Genomic DNA, 18,932 nt, shown 5'->3' with positions numbered 1-18,932 from the left:
CCCTCCCCACAGGGGCCTCTATCGAGGCTAGCCGATTCGACTTTCTCGGCCTAACAATTTCCCAATATTCTCTTAGTTTTGCCACATTCGGACAGGTTGCGCCCGGCCAGCAGCGTGGAGCCGATTACCTAGACGGCGAACCGGTCTTTAAACCGTAGGTGGATACGCAACGCTGGACGTGGCAGAAACGGCCGGATTTGGACGCGGGCCGGCGAATCGGGTAATCATCGGGCTTGCGAGTGAGCCGACCGGGGGGTTTGGGCATGTCGATTTTCGAATACAAGGTGGTGCCTGCACCCGTGAAGGGGCGCAAGGGCAAGGGGACCAAGGGCGCGCAGGGCCGATTTGCGCTGGCGCTTGAGACGGCGATCAACGAGTTGGCCGCCGAGGGATGGGAATACCTGCGGACCGACACCCTGCCGAGCGAGGAGCGCAGCGGGCTGACCGGCTCGACCACCGTCTTCCACAACATGCTGGTGTTCCGCCGCGCGGTCGCGGTGGGCGTGCCGCTGCCGGAGCCGACGCGACCGGCCGAGCTGAAGGCGCCGGCCGAGATGCCGCCGCTGGTTGCGGCCGCGCCCGCGGGCAAGCCTGCCGCCCCGGAGATGCCGGTGCCCTCCGCGGCGCCGGTGCCCCCGACGCCGCCCGCGCCGCCGGCGGCCTCCAAGGCGGCCACGGACGGGGACCAGACGGCTGCGGCGGCAGCGGCGGCCGCTGCGGCGCTCAGCGCCTATCGCGATGCCCTGCCCGAAGGCGCGCCGACGCTCGGGCCGGCGCGGCGCGAGAAGGATGACGGCAACGTCGCCGCCGAGTAGCGCGGCACTGTGGTAGCTTGCACGCGGGGCCGCGCTGGTTCAGTGCTTTGCGCATGAAACACTTCGTTATCCTCGGTCTGCCACGAAGCGGCACGACGTACCTGCAGACCCTCCTCAACTCCGATCCGCGGCTGTTCTGCCGCGGCGAGAGCTTCGATGCCTGGCAGATCGACGACGATGGCCAGAAGACCACCGACTACGAGGCGATCGTGGCGCGCGATGCCGACCCGCTCGCCTTCTTCGACGAGCGCCTGTCGCTGACGGAGGGGCCGCAGGGGCCGCTCGCGGCGGTGGGGTTGAAGATCCTGTTCCAGCACAATCCGCGGCTCTTCACCGAGGTGCTGCCGGCGCGGCCGGATGTGGCGCTGATCTTCGTCCATCGGCAGAACAAGCTGGCGCAATTCGCCTCCATGCGGCACACGCAGATCACCGGCGAATGGACCCGTACCGCGCCGGGCGCGTTGCCGCCGAAGCTGGAGGCGCATGTGCATTGGGTCGCCGAGAGCTGCAACGAGCTGGTCAACAAGGACTTCCTGCTGCGCAACTGGCTGGAGCGCCTGCCCAACCCGCTGATGTGCGTGGAATACCGCGAGATGTTCGAGGAGGGGTTCCCGGCGCGGCTGCTGAAGCATCTGGGCGTGCCGGAGGGCGACGACGCGCTGCTGAGCCCGCTGGTCAAGCAGGGCAACAACGTGGTTCTGCGCCGCTATGCGGACGCGGCGACGGTTGCGGATTACTTCACCCGCATCGGTCGGGCGGACTGGCTGGGGCCGGAGCTGCCCGAGGGCGCGGGCGCCACGACGCCGGACGCCGCGGCGGGGTGAGCCGCCGCGTCGCGCCGGCACTTCGTCAGCTGCCTGCGGCGGTCAGACGGACACCGGCCTGCTTCATCGCGGCCCAGATCTTCGCATCCCGGCCGTAGATGTCGGACCGGTAGTTGATCCGGCCCTTCGGCGTCACGAAGGCGGTGCGGTATTGCAGGTGCACCGGCACGGGTTCGGCCAGGTCGAGGCGGGATTCCGCGCCGCCGTTGAGGCGCGACTGGAACAGGCCCTCGGGATCCTTCGTCTGCCGGGCCAGCAGAGCATGGGCGAAGTCGAAGGGATCGGCGACCCGCACGCAGCCGTGAGAGAAGGCACGGCGATCCCGCGCGAAGAGGCTCTTGGACGGCGTGTCGTGCAGGTAGATGTTGTACGGGTTGGGGAACATGAACTTCACCTGGCCGAGCGCATTGCCCTGGCTCGGCGGCTGCTTCAGCCGGTAGGGGAAGGTGGCGGCCGTGTATTGCGAGAAGTTCACGCTGTTGCGGCTGATCGTGCGGCCCTTGGAATCCACCACGCGCAGGTGGCTCACCGCGTTGGGGTTCTTCTGAAGCTGCGGCAGGTATTCCTTGATGGTGATGGAACGCGGCACGTTCCAGGTCGGGTTGATGACCATGAATTCCATCGTGTCGGAGAATTCCGGCGTCCGCTGGCCCGACTGGTTCTTGCCCACGACGACGCGGGTGGAGAAGGTCTCCTTGCCGTTGTCGATGATGCGCGCGGTGTATTCGGGGATATTCACCAGAACGTGCCGCTTGCCCTTCGGGATATTGGTCCAGCGCTCGCGTTCCATGGCGACGATGACCTGCGACAGACGCACCTGCGGGCTCACGTTGACGGCCTTGAGCGTCCCCTCGCCGGCCACGCCGTCAGGCGCGAGCCCATGGTCGATCTGGAACGCCTGAACCGCCTTTTGCAGCGTGCCGTCGTAGGACTGGCTGGCGGAGCGCTTCATGTACCCCATGGCGATGAGACGGTTGCGCAGCGCGACGACCTGCGCGCCGGACTGGCCCGGTTTGACCACCGATCCACCGACCTGCGGGCCCCAGCCGCCCTTCTCCAGCGCCTTCTCGAGCCGCATCTTCTCGGCCAGCAGGCCATTGTATTGCGGTGTCTTGGGCGGCAACGCCTTCAGGAAGCCAGAGGGCGACGACTTGGAGAACGCCTGCAATTGCAGCAGCGGGTCGCGGCGCGGAATCACCCGCACGATATCGCTGTCGATCCGCCGCGGCGTCATGGCGCCGGACTGGATGTCGGTGCTGTATTGCAGGAACATCCGCGCCGCCAGAACTTCGGCCCGGCCCCGGTCGCGCGGCGACTTGGCCGACGCGAAGGCGGATTTCAGCGCCTCCGGATCGTAGCGGCGCGCTGGAAGCCCGTGGGCATCGGCCGAGTCCAGCGCCCGGATCAGCGCGGACCGGCGGCGCTTGTCCTTCGCGCCGGTAAACAGCGGCTTGTAATCACGTGTCCGGTAGAAGGTCGCCAGCACCTCGTTTCCGACCGCGGCTTCGGCCACGGCCTGTTTGAAGGCCATGTCCTGCGCGACGGCGGGACGGAGCCCCCCGACCACGAACGCGAGTGTCAGGGCAACCAGAAGGGCTGGAATAGACCGGCGGCTCACCGCAGATTGCATGATTATTCCTTCGACAAATACTGCTCACAGGATCGGGATGCACCTTTTCACGCGTGGTTCGCGAGTGTCCACGCACAATTGCGACAGCGCGCAAGGCACCGTCGCCGGTGTGGCGATCCGACGACGCTGTGGTGCAAATCGCTCACTGGAAAGGGAAAAAATCAAATCTGCATGTGGTAACAGATTTTAAGCAGGTTTCTGCCTATTTTTTGACAATCACCTCCCCGGCGCAAAATGCGCTCTTGGATGGGGAATCGCTTTGTGGCATCACAGTGCCACACCTGGGGATGAGGTGTGGAAAAAACCGCCAAAAGGCGGATGCGAAGACAGGCAACGGGACAGGCAGAACCTATGACCGGAAGTCAGAGTGACCCTTCGAGGGTCTCGCGGCGCGGCATCCTACGCGCTTTTGCGGCGACAACGCTTATTGCGGCGCCGACATTCTCCAATGCAGCTGGATTCCTTCGTGGCGGCGGCGATATCCGCCGTGTGAAGATGTACAACGGCCGCACCGGCGAGAGCATGGATACGATCTACTGGGTCGAAGGCAGCTACATCAAGGACGCGCTCAAGGAGATCAATGCCTTCATGCGCGACTGGCGGCGCAACGAGGTCAGGTCGATCGACACACGGACGATCGACATCATGGCCGCGGCGCACAACCTGATGGACACGTCGGAACCCTACCTTCTGTTGTCGGGATATCGCTCGCCCGCGACCAACGCGATGCTTCGCTCCCGCTCCGGCGGCGTGGCGAAGAACTCCCTGCACATGAAGGGACAGGCGGCGGACCTGCGGCTCGGCAATCGCTCGATCTACCAGATGGCCAAGGCGGCGCAGGCCTGCCGGGCCGGTGGCGTCGGCACCTATCGCGGTTCCAATTTCGTGCACATGGATTGCGGCGTCGTCCGGAGCTGGAACGGCTGATCCTTCGGATTGCTGCCAAGCCCGTTTCGCTTCCCTAAGATCACTCCCGCCTCCTAACGAGGTGCGGCGCCGGATTGGCTGGTCCGGCGTCATTGCTTTTTGCGCGGCGTGATGCGGCCGGCGCCGGTGTGCGCCGGGGGCCGCATCGGCGGCAGACGCCGCCCGACGCCTTGGGCAAGGCAGCGCCACGGGTTTTTCGGGCTGTCAGTTGATGGACGACCCGGCGTGCGACCGCGCGAACGACCGGCAGAGATGGATGCGAGCGCCGCCGAAGCCCCGGCGGCGCTCGCCCCTCCCCTTTCCGTGAGTGCGGGATGCACGACCGCCGCACCGGCCGCGCCGCTCCCCGGGGGAGCCGGGCCTGCGTGCCGGTACCTGCCGGCCCGCAGGTTCTGTGAAACGTCTGTGCGGGGCGCGCGGCGCCGCTCCGCCCTTACTCAGGCCAATGCTCAGGCCAATGTTCAGGCAAGCGCGCGCGCCATTTCCAGCGCCGCCAATTGGCCCGGGTCATCGAGGCCAATCGACTTCTCGCCGAACATCCGCGCGCGGCCGAGCCTGTTCGGCCGGTCGCGAAAGGTCTCCAGCGTCTCCGTCGCGGCGGCGAAGGCAGCCGCTTGCAGGGCAGCCGGATCATCGAGCCCGGAGGTGGCCCGCGCCATGGCGTCCATGCTGTCGAGAACGCATTTGTCGCCGAGATTGCCCTTGCCGCGGGCCTTCATCGCTTCACCGGCGGCTGCGATCAGCGCCGACACGGCGGCCCAGGGCACGGCCTCGCGGCCCTTGCAGGCCTTTGCCGTGCTCATCAACCCGGTGGCCACCAGCGTGCCGAAGGACGAGGAGGAGGCGCGCTGGAAACACTTGGCGCATTCCATGAAGGCCTTGCCCAGATCGTCGGGAAGCGCCTCCGCGTGATCCGCGATTTCGCGCCAGCCCGCCGAGACGGTGATGCCGAGGTCGCCGTCGCCCAACTTGCCGTCGGCCTCGTTCAGCGACGCGGCGACGGCATCCGCGTGATCGGCGATCCGCGCGGCCGCGTGGCGCAGGTTCTCGGTGGTGAATCCGCTCATCCCACCCTCCAGAAGGCGCAATTGCAGGGCGCCTTGAGCAACGCCTCAAGCTCGTCGTCGAGCTTGCAAAGCGTGATCGTCGCGCCCGCCATTTCCATCGAGGTTGCGTAGCGGCCAACCAGTGGCATCACCATGTGCGCGCCGGTCGCTTCCAGCACCGCCTTGGCGCGGCGGAACATGATGTAGAGTTCCTCCGGCGGGGTGGCGCCGAGGCTGTTGACGAGGATCGAGTAGCGGTCCCCCTGCCCCAGCGGCCGGTCGGCCAGCAGGCGTTCCATCATCTCGTCGACGATCGCGTCCGCCGGTTTGAGCGTGTCGCGCCAGATCCCTGGCTCGCCGTGGATGCCCATGCCCATCTCCATCTCGGTCTCGCCGATGTCGAACGTGGGCTTGCCGGCCTGGGGCACGGTGCAGGGCGAAAGCGCCATGCCGATGGAGCGGCAGGCATCGGCCGCTTTCTGCGCCACGCGGGTCACGTCGCCGAGCCCGGCCATCTCCTCGGCTTTCGCCCCGGCCATCTTGAAGGCGTAGACCATGCCGGCCACGCCGCGGCGCTTCACCGCCTCCTCCGGACCGGCGGAGGCGACGTCATCGGCCAGCACGACAGAGGTCGAGTCGATATCGTCCTCCAACTCGACCATCTCGCTGGCCATGTCGAAGTTCATCACGTCGCCGCCGTAATTGCCGTAGAGGCACAGGACCCCTGCCCCGGCATGGGCATGGCGCATGGTGGCGGCCATCTGCTCCGCGGAGGGCGAGGCAAAGACGTTGCCGATTGCGCAGCCGTCCAGCAGCCCGCGCCCGACGTAGCCGGTAAAGACCGGCAGGTGGCCGGAGCCCCCGCCGGTGACGATCCCGACCTTGCCCGGCGTGGTGCCGCCGGCGCGGACAATCACGCGCGGCTCCGGCTGTGCGTAGTGCTCGGGATGGGCGGCGCAAAGCCCCTCCAGCATCTCGTCCACGTAGGCATCCGGGGCGTTGAGGATCTTCTTCATCGTATGCGCTCCTTTCTAGCCGCTTGCGGTTACTCCGCTGGCGTCTGCGCGTCGAATTGCGTGTCCATGTCGTCGGCGGCCTGCCGGGCTGCCTCCATGAAGAGGCCGATCTCGTTCGGCCCGACCACCAGGGAGTGTCCGCGCTGTTTCAAGTCGCGGTAGCTCCAGAGCGGCCGGCCGACCGTGCCCATGGGCTTGCCCGCCTCAAGAATGGCGGCCTCGGCTTCGGCGGCCAGCGCCTCCGCATCGTCGTCCGCCAGGCGTTCCAGCTTGCCGATGGAACCGGCCATGTCGTGCGGGCCGATGAAGAGCAGGTCGATCCCGTCCACCGCGGCGATCTCGGCGATATTGGGAATGGCATCGCGATGCTCGATCTGCCCCAGCAGGAACAGCTCGTCGTTGGCGGTGCTGAGATAATCCGCCTTGGCACCGAAATGCGAGGCACGCACGATGGGCGCCGCATAGCCGCGGGCACCGTCGGGCGGGTAGCGGCAGGCAGCGACGGCGGCCTCGGCGGATTCGCGGTCGTTGATCATTGGCACCATGATGGTGTTGATCCCGCGATCCAGGATCCGCTTGAGGTAGACCTGGTCGTTCCACGGTACGCGCACGATATAATGGCCGCCGGCCGCCTCGACGGCGCGCACCATCTGCACGGTCGTCTCCAGATCCGCGACGCCGTGCTCGTTGTCGATCACCACGCAATCCCACCCGGCCCAGACCGCGGCCTCGGCCAGTGTTGGAACGCCGAGTTCCAGCCATATCGCCCGAACGCACCGCCCCTCGGACAGCTGCTGTCTCAACCAGTTTCGTGATGTCATGCGGAAACCCCTTTCCTTTTTTCCTTTGCCCCGGCCCGGAGCATTTCCCGGATCGCGCGCAAGATGAGCAATGCCCAGAGCGCGAGTGTGAAGAGCCCGAGTACCAGGGAGTATTGACGGTCGAAGAACGCCATGAAATCCCCCTGCGCCTTGATCATGGATATCATGAAGTTGTCCTCGATGATCTTGCCGAGGACGATGCCGAGGATAGCGGGCGCCAGCGGGATGCCGTTCTGCTCCATCAGGTAACCGGCGAGCCCGAGCGCGAGCACGATCCAGACGGCGGTCACCGTGCCGGCGATGGCGAATGCGCCGACCAGCGAAAAGAGCAGGATCACCGGTGCCATCACCGCACGCGGCACCTTGAGGATATGCGTCGAGGCGAGGATCGCCAGCAGACCCACCGGCACCATCATGATGTTGGCGACAAGGAAGGAGCCGAAGAGCGCGGAGGTCAGCTCCGGTTGGTCGATGAAGATCCGCGGCCCGGGCGTCATGCCCTTGAGCAGCAGCACGCCGATGGCGATGGCGGTGACGCTGTCGCCGGGGATGCCGAAGACCAGCGCCGGTGTCCAGGCGCCGCCGATGGCGGCATTGTTGGAGGAGCCGCCTGCGGCCACGCCTTCGAGGCTGCCCTTGCCGAATTCGTCGGGCTTCTTCGAGAAGCGGCGCGTCAGCGCGTAGGAGATCCAGGCGGCGATATCGGCCCCCGCCCCGGGCAAGGCGCCCACCAGCGTGCCCAGCACGGAGGAGCGCGCCAGCGTCGAGGGGAACCGCGCCACGGTGCGGAAGGCGTTGCCGATGGCCTCGGCCACCGGTTCGGTCACGCGGGCGAGCGTTTCCTTCGGCTTGTCGAGGGTCTGCACCGTCCGCAGCACCTCGGAGAAGGCGAAGATCCCGATCATTGCCGGGATGAAGCTGATCCCGTCGAGCAGGTCGGGCACGCCAAAGGTATAGCGCGGGTGCCCCACCGCCACGTCGATGCCGACACAGGCGATGGCGAGGCCGATGCAGAGACTTGCAAAGCTCTTGGGCACGGTGCCGCCGCCGACGAAGACCGCGCAGCTGAGCCCGAGACAGGCAAGCCAGAAGGTTTCGAAGCTGGAGAAGCTGATGGCGATGCGCGCAAGCTGCGGGGCGACCATCATCAGGATCAGCACGCCCACCACGCCGCCGATGGCGGCCGTCAGCAGAGAGACGAAGAGCGACGTGCGCGCCCGGCCCGACTGGCTGAGCGCATGGGCATCGTCCACATAGGCCGCCGAGGCGGGCGTACCGGGAATACGCAGCAACGTGCCGGAGATGTCGCCGGCGAAGATCGCCGTGGTGGTGGTGGCCACGATGGCGCTGATCGCCGGGATCGGGTCCAGAAAGAAGGTGAAGGGCACCAGCAGGGCGACGGCCATGGTGGCGGTGAGCCCGGGCACCGCGCCGACGAAACAGCCGTAGAAGGTGGCCGCGGCGATAATGGCGAGATTGCCGGGGGCGAGGACGGTCAGGAGAACATCTGCGATCATGGCCGACCTACCAGGCGATCGGTTCGAGCATGCCCCAGGGCAGTGGCACATGCAGGAACGAATAGAAGATCAGGTGCACGAGCATGGTCACGCCGACGGACAGCAGCAGCGATTTCCACCAGGAGATACCGAAGAGCAGCAACAGCGCCAGCATCAGCGGGAAGGCCACGAGGTGAAAGCCCAGCGTGTTCAGGAACAGCGCGAAGAACACGACCCCCAGAACCACGGCACCGGAATTGATCCAGCCGCGGCGGCCAAGGGCGGGCGCGGGCGCCACCGGCGTGGCACTTGCGGCGGCCGCGATGACACCGGTCATCAGGATCAGCAGGCCGCAGAGGACCATCCCCGCGCCTGCGATGGTTGGAAAGAGGCCCGGGCCGTGGGTCATACCGCCCAGGGTCGGGAAGCTGCGTGCCTCCCAGGCGAGCCAAGCGCCCGCGGCGGCCAGGACGGCGCCGGTGACGATATCTCTGTTGATCATGGGTCCACTCTCGTCGTGCGGGGCGAGAAAAGTCCGGGGCGGGTGCTAAGGGGGGAGGCCTCCCGCCCCGGAGGGGCGACGGCGTCTGGGAGCGACGCCGTTCGTTATCGCGTGGTACTATTTCGCGAGACCGATGGCCTTGATCGTGTCACCGAGCGCAGCGTCTGACTTCTCCAGCATGGCGCCGAGGTCCTCGGAGCCCATCAGCACGACGTCGGCACCGCGGCTGGCCTTGAAGTCGGCCCATTCCTGCGTGTCCATCACCTTGAGCGCGGCCTTCTCGTAGGAGCAGGCGATTTCGGCATCCATGCCTTCGGGGCCGGAAACTGTGATGAAGGCCGCCAGCGTCCAGCCGGAATCGAGCTGCTCGGCCGTGGTCGGGATATCGGGCAGTGCTGCCATGCGCTCCGTGTGCATGTAGCCCAGACCCTTCAACTCGCCCTGTTCGATCAGCGTCTTGGCCTCGGATTGCGCGACCGTCACCACGTCGACCCCACCGGCCATCAGCTCTTTCATCGCGGGCGCGGCGCCCTTGGAGGGAATCCAGCGAATGGCTTCGGGGTCCAGGCCTTCGGCGTTCAGCAGGCCGGCCAGCGCCAGGTGCCAGATGCCGCCCTGGGCGGTGCCCGACCCGGTGAGCTTGCCCGGCTCTGCCTTGGCCACTTCCAGCACCTCGTTGACGCTATTGAAGGGCGAGTCCGCCTTCACCGTGAAGCCGGCCGGCACCACGTCCACCAATGCGATCGGCGTGATGTTTTCCCGCGTGAGGTCGGTCAGGCCGACCCAGTGCATGGTGTTGATCTCCACCGTCACGGCGCCCACGGTATATCCGTCGGGCTTGGCCCGGGCGATTGCGGAATGTCCGGTCACGCCGTTGCCGCCGGTGCGGTTGACGACGTTGAAGGGCACGCCGAATTCCTGGCTGAGCAGGCTGGCGAGCATGCGGGAGTTGGCATCGGTTCCGCCCCCGGCGCCCCATGGCACCACGTAGGTCACGGCGCGATCCGGCTTCCAGTCGCATTCGGCAACGGCCTGGGTCGCCATGAGCGCACCGACGCCGAGCGCCGTCGCCGCCAGCAGGCCCGACAGGGGATTTTTCGACATATCGTCCTCCCTAGGTAGACATCGTCTTTGAGTATCGTGGGTGTGTTTGTCCGGAACCGACGCGGCCGTCCGTTACAAGTCGTGCAGCTCCTCCAAGCAAGAAAAAGGTAGCATTGGTAAATCGATTGAGCAAGAGTTGAGTAGAGACAATTCGTCACCTGTCTGACGAGATAGGGAGGAAGCGGGAGGGAGGATTTTCGGTGAAGCCACGGGTTACATTGAAGGCCGTTGCGGCGGCCGCGGGCGTATCGGTTTCGGCGGTATCCATGGCCCTCCGGGACCATCCGAGGATTTCCGAGGCCAAGCGCAAGGAGATCAAGCGGCTGGCAAGCGAGATGGGGTACATCTACAACCGCCACGCCGCCAATCTGCGCAAGGGCACGAACGACACGCTGGCGATGTGCGTGAACGATTTGCGCAACCCCGTTTTCTCGGAGTTCCTGACCAGCATCGAGCGGCACTTCCGGCTGCGCGACAAGTTGCTCGTGCTGTGCAACACGCATGAGGACCTGGAAATCCAGACCGCCTTCATCCGGCGCATGCTCGAACAGGGCGCGGCCGGCCTGCTGTTGTCGCCGGTGATGGGCACCGACCCGGCACAGCTGCGCAATATCCTTCGGGCGAGCTTCCCGACGGTGCTGATGTCGCGGAACCTCGATGACGAGGGGTTCGACCACGTGGTGAACGACGACCGGCTCAGCCTGCGACTCGCGGTCAACGCGCTGGTGGAGCTGGGCCACCGGCGGATTGCCTGGATCGGCGGCGGTCAGTCCACCAGCACCGCGCAGGACCGCTACGAGGGCTATGGCACCGCGCTGCGCGCCGCCGGGCTTCCGCTGGATCCCGAACTGGTGTTGCGAACGCCGCAGACCACGTTGGAAGCCGGACACAACGCGATGGCGGAGATCCTGCGGAAGGCACCGGACGTGACCGGCGTTGTGTGCTTCGGCGACCTGCTGGCGCTCGGCGCGGTCACGGCCTGCCGCGAACAGGGCCTGACGGCGGGGAAGGACATCTCGATCATCGGCCACGACGACATCGAGGAGACCGCCTATTTCGAACCGGCGCTGTCGACCGTGCGCGTGCACAAGGACCTGATCGGCACGACGGCGGCGGAACTTCTCATGCAGCGGATCGATACACCGCTTGCGCCGCCCCGGCACCGCGTCATCGCGCCGGAACTGGTGTTGCGCGGCACCACCGGGCCCGCACCGGGCGCCTGAGCGGGCAGATCAGGCGAAGAGAAAACCCGTTGCGTCCAGATCCGTACCGAGATCCTCGATCAGGACGCCGGTCCCGGCAAACCGAAGCGTCGCCGTGCCGTCGTCGGCAACGGAGATTTCCAGATCCGCATAGGCGAGACCGGGGATGTCGATGAGGATCCTGTCCTGCGCCTCGAACCCGGAGAGCACGTCGGTACCGTCATTTGCGGCGAAAACGAAGGTATCGGCCCCGGCTCCGCCGATCAGCAGATCGTCGCCCGCGCCGCCGGCAAGGTAATCCTGCCCGGTGCCGCCGATCAGCGTGTCGTCGCCGTGACCGCCGTGCAGAATGTCGTCGCCGCTCCAGCCGCCAAGGTAATCGTCGCCCTCCTGCCCCCAAAGGGAATCGTCGCCGTCGTCGCCGCGCAGCGTGTCGTTGCCGGTACCGCCGTCAATCGCATCGTTGCCGCTGCCGCCACGGAGCGTGTCGTCGCCCGCGTCGCCGAAGACCCGGTCCGCCCCGTCGCCGCCCCAGGCCAGATCGTCGTCGGCTCCGCATCGCAGCGTGTCGCCGGCAGCACCGCCGGACAGCCGGTCGGCGCCGGCGCCGCCGGACAGGACATCCGAACCGCCCTGCCCGCGAAGCACGTCCGCGCCGGCGCCACCGTTCACAATGTCGGCGCCCGCTGCGCCGGTCTGGCCGGTGTCGCGGAACAGGTCGTCGCCACCGCCGAGGTCTATCCGGTCCGCGCCATTGCCGCCTGCGACCACATCGTCGCCGTCGCCAGCGTCGATCTCGTCGTTGCCCGTACCGCCGTTGAGCCTGTCGTCGCCACCGCCACCGATGAGCGTGTCGTTCCCGGCTTCCCCATGAAGCGCATCATCGCCGGCACCGCCGACCAGCCTGTCGTCATTGGCACCGCCCCGGAGGAGATCACTGCCGCGATTGCCGCGCAACAGATCGGCGCCCTTGCCGCCTTCCAGGGTATCGGCCCCGTCGCCGCCCTCCAGCCGGTCGCTTCCGGCGCGTCCGGCCAGCAGGTCGTCGCCCGCCCCGCCGAACACCACATCCGCACCGGCGACCCCGACCTGCCCGTTGTCGCGGAAGATGTCGTTGCCCGCGCCGAGGCTCACCCGGTCGCGCCCGTTTCCGCCGCGCACCAGATCGTCGCCCGCCCCGGCGACGATCCGGTCGTTCTGGCCGCCGCCGTCGATGGTGTCGTCGCCCGTGCCACCCGCGAGCCGGTCGGCGCCCGTACCGCCGGTGATCAGGTCCGCACCGCCCTGGCCATGCATCGTATCGGCAGCGGCCGACCCGGTGAGCACGTCGCCGCGCTCGGAGCCTTCGATCTGGTCGGGCAATCTTGCCGCCGCGCCTGAGGTATCATCGATGAAGGTGACCCGCATGACCCCGTAGGCATCCACCGAGAACCGCGCCTGAGACGCGGCATCGGCGGCCCCTGCCCCGATCGTCAGGAGCGGCGCCGCCTCCGGGTCGTCGGCAGCGCCGTCGCAGCCAAGCGCCTCGGTCCAGTAATAATGCCCGGTCAGGCCGAGCGCATCGAGGTCGAGCCGGAAGGTTTCGGCCGTATCGGACCGCGAGGCGATGAAGATCACCGTCTCGCCGCCGTCGCGATAGACATAGGCGGCGCCGGACCGGAAGCTCTGCCGCTGCACCAGATCCATGCCGGAGACGCTTTCGGACAGCATCCGGAAGGTCTCGCCGGCGAAGGACAGCTCGATGTCCCCTTCGTTCCCGGTGAGGTTCGTGTCGTTGTTCTGCTGGACCGGCCAGACATAGGCCGCATCGACCCCCTGCGCCACCATCTCCGAGAACATGTAGAGGATCGTCGAGGCCTGTTTCAGCCCGGTCTCATCGGTGCGGCCGTTGGACGTGTTCCACTCGGTGATGTGGTACTCGATGCCCGCGAAACGCTCGTCTTCCAGCCAGCTGTCCAGCCGGTTGAAGTAGTACTCGAAATTCACGAGGTCGTCGTAGCTGCCCCACGTATAGTAATGCGCCACCACCGCGTCGATGGCGGCGGCCGCCGCATCGGACAGCCCGGCCATGACGACATCGTTCTGCAGGTGCCCGGGGTCGGTGGAGTAGCGGCCGTACTGGCCGATCTGCACGGCAATCTCCGGCTCCTCCCACCCGGCGGGCGCGGCGCCGGAGGCCCGGTGTTCGTCAATTGCCGCCTGCGCGGCCTCGGCGATCACGGTGGCGATGCGGGCGTATTCCGCATCCGTCATCTCGCCCGACAGCCAGTATTCGTTGCCGATCTCGATACCGACGATGTGGGCGTCGCCGTATGCCCCGGCCAGAACGTCGGCGACGTAGGTTTTCACAGCGTCATAGGCATCGGGCGCCGGGGCGCGGGCCCCCAGGGCGCCCGTATCCAGCAGCGCGCCCGTGGGGATCACGAGATCGACGCCGACGCCGGCCTCCGCCGCCTGGGCGAGGAAGGTGGAGAGCGGCAGCAGATCGCGCATTTCGCCCCGGTCCGGGTCCCAGACGCTGGTCTTGTCGGGATCGGTGATGTCGAAGTACCACTCGGTGATAGAGCCGCCCGGATAGCGCAGGTTGGTCAGCCCCAGGTCCGCGATGGCCTCGTCGTAGGTGCCGGCGTCCATGCGGTCGCGGTCGATCAGGAAGTTGCCGCCGAACATGTCGGCGGAGACTGTGCCGAGCGGGGTCCCGGCGGATTGGAACGCAACATGGGTCGTCATCGGTGGCCTCGAGGCGGACGGCCGGACGCGATGCGTGCGTCCGACCCGTGTGAAGTCCTGCCGATGAAGCAACCGCGTGCCTTGGCCGGGGCTTAACGAAGCGTGGCGGGAATGAGGAAGTTCGCTCCCATTTTCCTCAAACGCCCGACCGCCGGGCCAGCGTCTGCGGCGTCAAACTCCTCGAATTTCAAGTGTTTTCTTGTGGTTGCGCGCGTTTTCTCCACGGGCCTGCCGCGACAGGGTCCGTTACCGCGCGCTTAACCGTGATGTGGATCTCTTAATGCCGGGCGCACCGGCGGGACCGGCGCACGCCACTGCGCCGCGCCATGGGGGCGTTAACCATCTCCGCCGGAAAACGATGCTAACGAACCGTTAACGGCGTAGGATGGGCGCATGAAACGGCTGGCATTTGTCTCCCTTGTTGCTGCTGCGGGATGCGCCGCGCCGCCGGACGTGCCGGTGGGAGTCACGTCGCGGGCGCCCAATACGACCTTCGCCTGCATCGCACCGCGGCTGGAGCGCCTGCCGGTGCGGTTCCGGACCGAACCCACTGCCGAGGGCTGGCGGATGGATGTGGAGGTCTTCTCCGGGCCGCCGGCGGGCTGGTACCGCAAGGGCACGATTGAGCACTCCGGCCACGTGGTGCTCTATGCGCCCGACGGCGCGACGCTGGGCATCGCGTCCGAACAGGTCCATGACGAACTGGTGCCGATCATCCGGCGGTGCAGCGGCCGCTAGGCCACCGCGCCGGGCTAGAGCTGCCCCTCCTTGACCGCCTGCATCGCGACATAGGTCGAGGTGCTGGCCACGTGGGGCAGAGCCGAAAGGCGGTCTGCGAGGACCTGACGGTAGCTCTGGATATCGGCCGTGCGGACCTTTAGCAGGTAGTCGAAGCTGCCCGCGATCATGTGGCATTGCTCCACTTCCGGGATGGTCTGCACCATGCGATTGAACGCGGACAGCGCCTTCTCCCGGGTGTCGTCGAGCCGGACCTCGACGAAGACCACATGCGCCCGGCCAAGCCGGATCGGGTCCAGCAATGCCTGGTACCCGGTGATGACGCCATCGGCCTCAAGCCGCTTCAGCCGCGCCTGGGTCGGCGATTTGGAAAGCCCGATGCGGCGCGCAAGTTCCGTGACCGGAATGCGCCCCTCGGTGGACACCACATCCAGAATGGCATGATCGAAGGAATCAAGGGATTGGTCGTTCTCGGACATGGAAGTCATATTTCCCTTCATTGGGGCTCAACTCAATACTATCGTCTGTAGATCAGGTGCATTCGGTCCATTCGACCGCGCGGCCTCCATTACACTGGTGCCATTCCAACCGCAGGCTCCACCATGACCCAGACGCTCGACACCGCCCGTGCGCAGCTCCGCGCACTCCACCTGCCCGACGAGGCCGCCCGCCTGGAGGACCTCGCCGCGATTGCCGGCCTCGACACCGACGCGCGGGCGCGGATCGTGGCGCAGGCGGCGGACCTGGTGACGCGCATCCGCAAATCCGACGATCCGGGGCTGATGGAGATGTTCCTCGCCGAATACGGGCTGTCCACCGACGAGGGGATCGCGCTGATGTGCCTGGCCGAGGCGCTGCTGCGGGTGCCCGATGCGGCCACGATCGATGCGCTGATCGAGGACAAGATCGCGCCGTCGGAGTGGAACCGGCACCTGCGCAAGTCGGCTTCCTACATGGTGAACGCCTCCACCTGGGCGCTGATGCTGACCGGCAAGGTGCTCGACAGCGACCATCCGGGGCTCGCGGGCACCCTGCGCGGGGCGGTGCGGCGACTCGGGGAGCCGGTGATCCGCACCGCGGTGGGCCAGGCGATGCGGCAGATGGGCAGCCAGTTCGTGCTGGGAGAGAGCATTGCCGCCGCGTTGCGCCGGGCGGCGAAAATGGAGGCGCAGGGATATGCCTATTCCTACGACATGCTGGGAGAGGCCGCGCGGACCGAGGCGGATGCGCTGCGCTATCACGCCGCCTACCTGACCGCGATCGATGCGATCTCGCCTGCCGCCAAGACCGGCGACATCCGTGCCAACCCCGGTATCTCGGTGAAGCTCTCCGCGCTGCATCCGCGCTTCGAGGTGAGCCAGCGCGACCGGGTGATGGCGGAGTTGGTGCCGCGCGTGCGCGACCTGGCACTGGCCTGCAAACACGGCCGCATGGGCCTCAACATCGACGCCGAGGAAGCGGACCGGCTGGAGCTGACCCTCGACGTGTTCGAGGCTGTCGCCCGCGATCCGGCGCTGGCGGGCTGGGACGGGTTCGGCACGGTTGTGCAATCCTACGGCCCCCGCGCCACAGCGGCGATCGACTGGATCGTGGCGCTGGCGGAGGAGCTTGACCGCCACTTCACGGTGCGGCTGGTCAAGGGCGCCTACTGGGACGCGGAGATCAAACGCGCGCAGGTGATGGGGCTCACGGGGTTCCCCGTTTTCACACGCAAGCCGGTCACCGATGTGAGCTACATCGCCTGCGCGCGCAGGCTGCTGGCGGCACGTGCGCGGATCTATCCGCAATTCGCCACCCACAACGCCCATTCGGCGGCGGCCATCCTTGAGATGGCACCGGATCGCGATTGCTTCGAGTTCCAGCGGCTGCACGGGATGGGCGAGAGGTTACACCAGATCGTGAAGGACGCAGAAGGCACGCGCTGCCGGATCTATGCGCCGGTGGGCGCGCATCGCGACCTGCTGGCCTATCTGGTGCGGCGGCTCCTGGAAAACGGCGCCAATTCGTCCTTCGTCAACCAGATCGTCGACGAGACCGTGCCGGCGGCGGTGGTGGTCGCCGATCCGTTCGACGCCGCCCGCGCCGCGCTGGCCCGCCCGACGCCGGTGGTGGCGCCCGCTGGGCTTTATGGCAGTGCCCGACGCAATTCTCGCGGCTGGGACCTGACCGACCCGGACGACCTGGCGGAGATCGACGCCGCGCGCGCGCCGTACCGTGACACCCAGTTCACCGGCGGGCCGATCCTGAGCGGCAGAGAGCACGACGGCGGGACGCTGGAGTTGCACAACCCGGCCAAACCGGACGACGTTGTTGGCCATGTATCGGAAGCCACCCCGGCGCAGGTTGCCGAGGCGCTGGCGGCGGCGGAGCCCTGGGCCGCGCCACCGGCCACGCGCGCCGCGGTGCTCAACCGGGCTGCCGACCTCTATGAGGAGAACTTCGGCCTCTTCTTTGCCCTCGCCGCGCGGGAGGCCGGCAAGACGCTCCCGGACGCGATGGGCGAATTGCGCGAGGCTGTGGATTTCCTGCGCTACTACGCGAGCCGGATTCCGGATCTGGAGCGCCCGGCGCGCGGCAGTTTCGCCTGTATCTCGCCGTGGAACTTCCCGCTGGCGATTTTCACCGGCCAGATCGCGGCCGCCCTTGCCGCGGGGAACGCCGTGCTTGCCAAACCGGCCGAACAGACCCCGCTGATCGCCGCCGCCGCCGTGCGCCTGCTGCACCAGGCTGGCGTGCCGGGGCGCGCATTGCACCTGCTGCCGGGGCGCGGCGAGGTGGTGGGCGCGGCGCTGACCTCGGATACACGCGTCACCGGCGTCTGCTTCACCGGCGGCACAGACACCGCCCAGGCGATCCACCGGTCCATGGCGGACAACCTCGCCCCGTCGGCGCCGCTCATCGCGGAAACGGGCGGGCTCAACGCGATGATCGTGGACAGCACCGCCCTGCCGGAACAGGCGGTGCGCGACATCCTCGCCTCCGCCTTCCAGAGCGCCGGGCAGCGCTGCTCCGCCCTGCGCTGTCTCTACGTGCAGGAGGATATCGCCGAGGGCCTGCTGGAGATGCTGAGAGGCGCGATGCAATGCCTGCGTCCGGGCGACCCCTGGGCGCTTTCCACCGATCTCGGCCCGGTCATCGACGCCGAGGCGCGGGCGACCATCGAGGCCCACGTGGCGAAGGCGGAGGCCGAGGGGCGGCTGATTTATCGCCTGCCGGTGCCGAAACAGGGCCTCTTCTGCGGCCCGGCGGTGATCCGCGTCGCGGGCATCGAGGCGCTGGAGCGGGAGGTCTTCGGCCCGGTGCTGCATGTGGCGACGTTCCGTGCCGAGGAGCTGGGCAAGGTGATCGACCGGATCAACGCCACCGGATACGGGCTCACCTTCGGGCTGCACACGCGGATCGACGACCGGGTGCAGACGGTGGTGGACCGGGTGAAGGCCGGGAATATCTATGTCAATCGTAACCAGATCGGGGCGGTGGTGGGCTCGCAGCCCTTCGGCGGCGAGGGTTTGTCGGGCACCGGGCCGAAGGCAGGCGGGCCGGCCTACGTGCCGCATTTCACGCAGGCTGTCGCGCCGGCGGCGCAGGCAGCGGCCGCGGATGCACCCGAGCTGGCACCCGAGGCGGTGCAGGCTAGCATCGAGGCGGCCGTGCCCGGCAGTGTGGCAATCTCACGCGAGGACATGCCCGGACCGACGGGCGAGTCCAACCGCCTCTCGACCCTGCCGCGCGGGCGCGTTCTCTGCCTCGGCCCCGGCGCCGAGGCGCGCGCGTCACAGGCATCCGAGGCGGCGGCAGCCGGGGCGACGCCCGTGCTGGTCGAGGGCTCGCTCGCCCCGGAGATGCTGACCGGCCTCACCGGGATCGCGGCGGTGATGTGGTGGGGCGACGGGGAGACGGCACGTGCGCTCCGGCGGGCGCTCGCGGCGCGGAGCGGCGCGATCCTGCCGTTGGTGACGGGCGCGGGAGAGACCGCCGCCTTCCACCTGGAACGGCACGTCTGCGTCGACACCACCGCCTCCGGCGGCAATGCGGCGCTGCTCGCGGCGGCGGCGGAATAGCGCGTGGCTGGCGCTCCCTG

Annotated in this window: 15 protein-coding genes; 6 read left to right on the top strand and 9 right to left on the bottom strand. The window is 67.6% G+C overall.

What is annotated here, in order from left to right:
• The first annotated feature begins 263 nt into the window (after positions 1–263).
• Entirely contained in the window at positions 264–815 is a 552-nt protein-coding gene (locus ARC39_RS07605; RefSeq protein WP_068112464.1) for a DUF4177 domain-containing protein, read from the top strand.
• A gap of 53 nt (positions 816–868) precedes the next feature.
• Entirely contained in the window at positions 869–1,639 is a 771-nt protein-coding gene (locus ARC39_RS07600; RefSeq protein ID WP_068112461.1) for a sulfotransferase, read from the top strand.
• Positions 1,640–1,664: 25 nt separating this feature from the next.
• Here ARC39_RS07600 and ARC39_RS07595 read toward each other — a convergent pair whose 3' ends face one another.
• Complete coding sequence (locus ARC39_RS07595; RefSeq protein ID WP_068112458.1) at positions 1,665–3,269, bottom strand: L,D-transpeptidase family protein; 1,605 nt, start codon at positions 3,267–3,269, stop codon at positions 1,665–1,667.
• A gap of 351 nt (positions 3,270–3,620) precedes the next feature.
• Here ARC39_RS07595 and mepK point away from each other — a divergent pair, with 351 nt between their 5' ends.
• On the top strand, positions 3,621–4,196 hold the full coding sequence (gene mepK, locus ARC39_RS07590) for a peptidoglycan L,D-endopeptidase MepK (protein ID WP_068112455.1): 576 nt from the start codon (positions 3,621–3,623) through the stop codon (positions 4,194–4,196).
• Between the two features lie 461 nt (positions 4,197–4,657).
• On the opposite strand, the gene ARC39_RS07585 is transcribed toward mepK, so the two are convergent.
• The 6 genes from ARC39_RS07585 to ARC39_RS07560 all read right to left on the bottom strand — a co-directional run bounded on the left by ARC39_RS07585 (position 4,658) and on the right by ARC39_RS07560 (position 10,181).
• A complete protein-coding gene (locus ARC39_RS07585; RefSeq protein WP_068112451.1) occupies positions 4,658–5,263 on the bottom strand; it encodes a DAK2 domain-containing protein in 606 nt (201 codons plus the stop codon).
• Complete coding sequence (locus tag ARC39_RS07580; RefSeq protein WP_068112449.1) at positions 5,260–6,258, bottom strand: dihydroxyacetone kinase subunit DhaK; 999 nt, start codon at positions 6,256–6,258, stop codon at positions 5,260–5,262. The genes ARC39_RS07585 and ARC39_RS07580 overlap by 4 nt, the downstream gene beginning before the upstream one ends.
• Positions 6,259–6,287: 29 nt before the next feature.
• A complete protein-coding gene (locus ARC39_RS07575; RefSeq protein WP_068112447.1) occupies positions 6,288–7,079 on the bottom strand; it encodes an HpcH/HpaI aldolase family protein in 792 nt (263 codons plus the stop codon).
• Positions 7,076–8,596: a tripartite tricarboxylate transporter permease gene (locus tag ARC39_RS07570; RefSeq protein WP_068112444.1), complete on the bottom strand. Its 1,521-nt coding sequence runs from the start codon at positions 8,594–8,596 to the stop codon at positions 7,076–7,078. The genes ARC39_RS07575 and ARC39_RS07570 overlap by 4 nt, the downstream gene beginning before the upstream one ends.
• Positions 8,597–8,603: 7 nt before the next feature.
• Entirely contained in the window at positions 8,604–9,077 is a 474-nt protein-coding gene (locus tag ARC39_RS07565; protein WP_068112442.1) for a tripartite tricarboxylate transporter TctB family protein, read from the bottom strand.
• A gap of 117 nt (positions 9,078–9,194) precedes the next feature.
• Entirely contained in the window at positions 9,195–10,181 is a 987-nt protein-coding gene (locus ARC39_RS07560) for a tripartite tricarboxylate transporter substrate binding protein (protein WP_068112438.1), read from the bottom strand.
• Between the two features lie 200 nt (positions 10,182–10,381).
• On the opposite strand from ARC39_RS07560, the gene ARC39_RS07555 reads away from it, so the two are divergent.
• Complete coding sequence (locus ARC39_RS07555) at positions 10,382–11,404, top strand: LacI family DNA-binding transcriptional regulator (protein WP_078059132.1); 1,023 nt, start codon at positions 10,382–10,384, stop codon at positions 11,402–11,404.
• Between the two features lie 9 nt (positions 11,405–11,413).
• Here ARC39_RS07555 and ARC39_RS07550 read toward each other — a convergent pair whose 3' ends face one another.
• A complete protein-coding gene (locus ARC39_RS07550) occupies positions 11,414–14,113 on the bottom strand; it encodes a calcium-binding protein (protein ID WP_068112432.1) in 2,700 nt (899 codons plus the stop codon).
• Between the two features lie 393 nt (positions 14,114–14,506).
• On the opposite strand from ARC39_RS07550, the gene ARC39_RS07545 reads away from it, so the two are divergent.
• Positions 14,507–14,851 (top strand): hypothetical protein, encoded by a 345-nt coding sequence (locus ARC39_RS07545; protein ID WP_068112428.1) that lies wholly within the window; start codon positions 14,507–14,509, stop codon positions 14,849–14,851.
• Positions 14,852–14,865: 14 nt separating this feature from the next.
• On the opposite strand, the gene ARC39_RS07540 is transcribed toward ARC39_RS07545, so the two are convergent.
• Positions 14,866–15,330: an Lrp/AsnC family transcriptional regulator gene (locus ARC39_RS07540; RefSeq protein WP_068112425.1), complete on the bottom strand. Its 465-nt coding sequence runs from the start codon at positions 15,328–15,330 to the stop codon at positions 14,866–14,868.
• 123 nt (positions 15,331–15,453) lie between these two features.
• Between ARC39_RS07540 and putA the strand changes: the two genes are divergently transcribed.
• Entirely contained in the window at positions 15,454–18,912 is a 3,459-nt protein-coding gene (putA, locus tag ARC39_RS07535) for a bifunctional proline dehydrogenase/L-glutamate gamma-semialdehyde dehydrogenase PutA (RefSeq protein WP_068112422.1), read from the top strand.
• Positions 18,913–18,932: the final 20 nt, after the last annotated feature.

The organism is Tropicimonas marinistellae, from assembly GCF_001509585.1.
Taxonomy (GTDB): domain Bacteria; phylum Pseudomonadota; class Alphaproteobacteria; order Rhodobacterales; family Rhodobacteraceae; genus Tropicimonas; species Tropicimonas marinistellae.
This window is presented reverse-complemented; position numbering and strand designations above follow the sequence as displayed.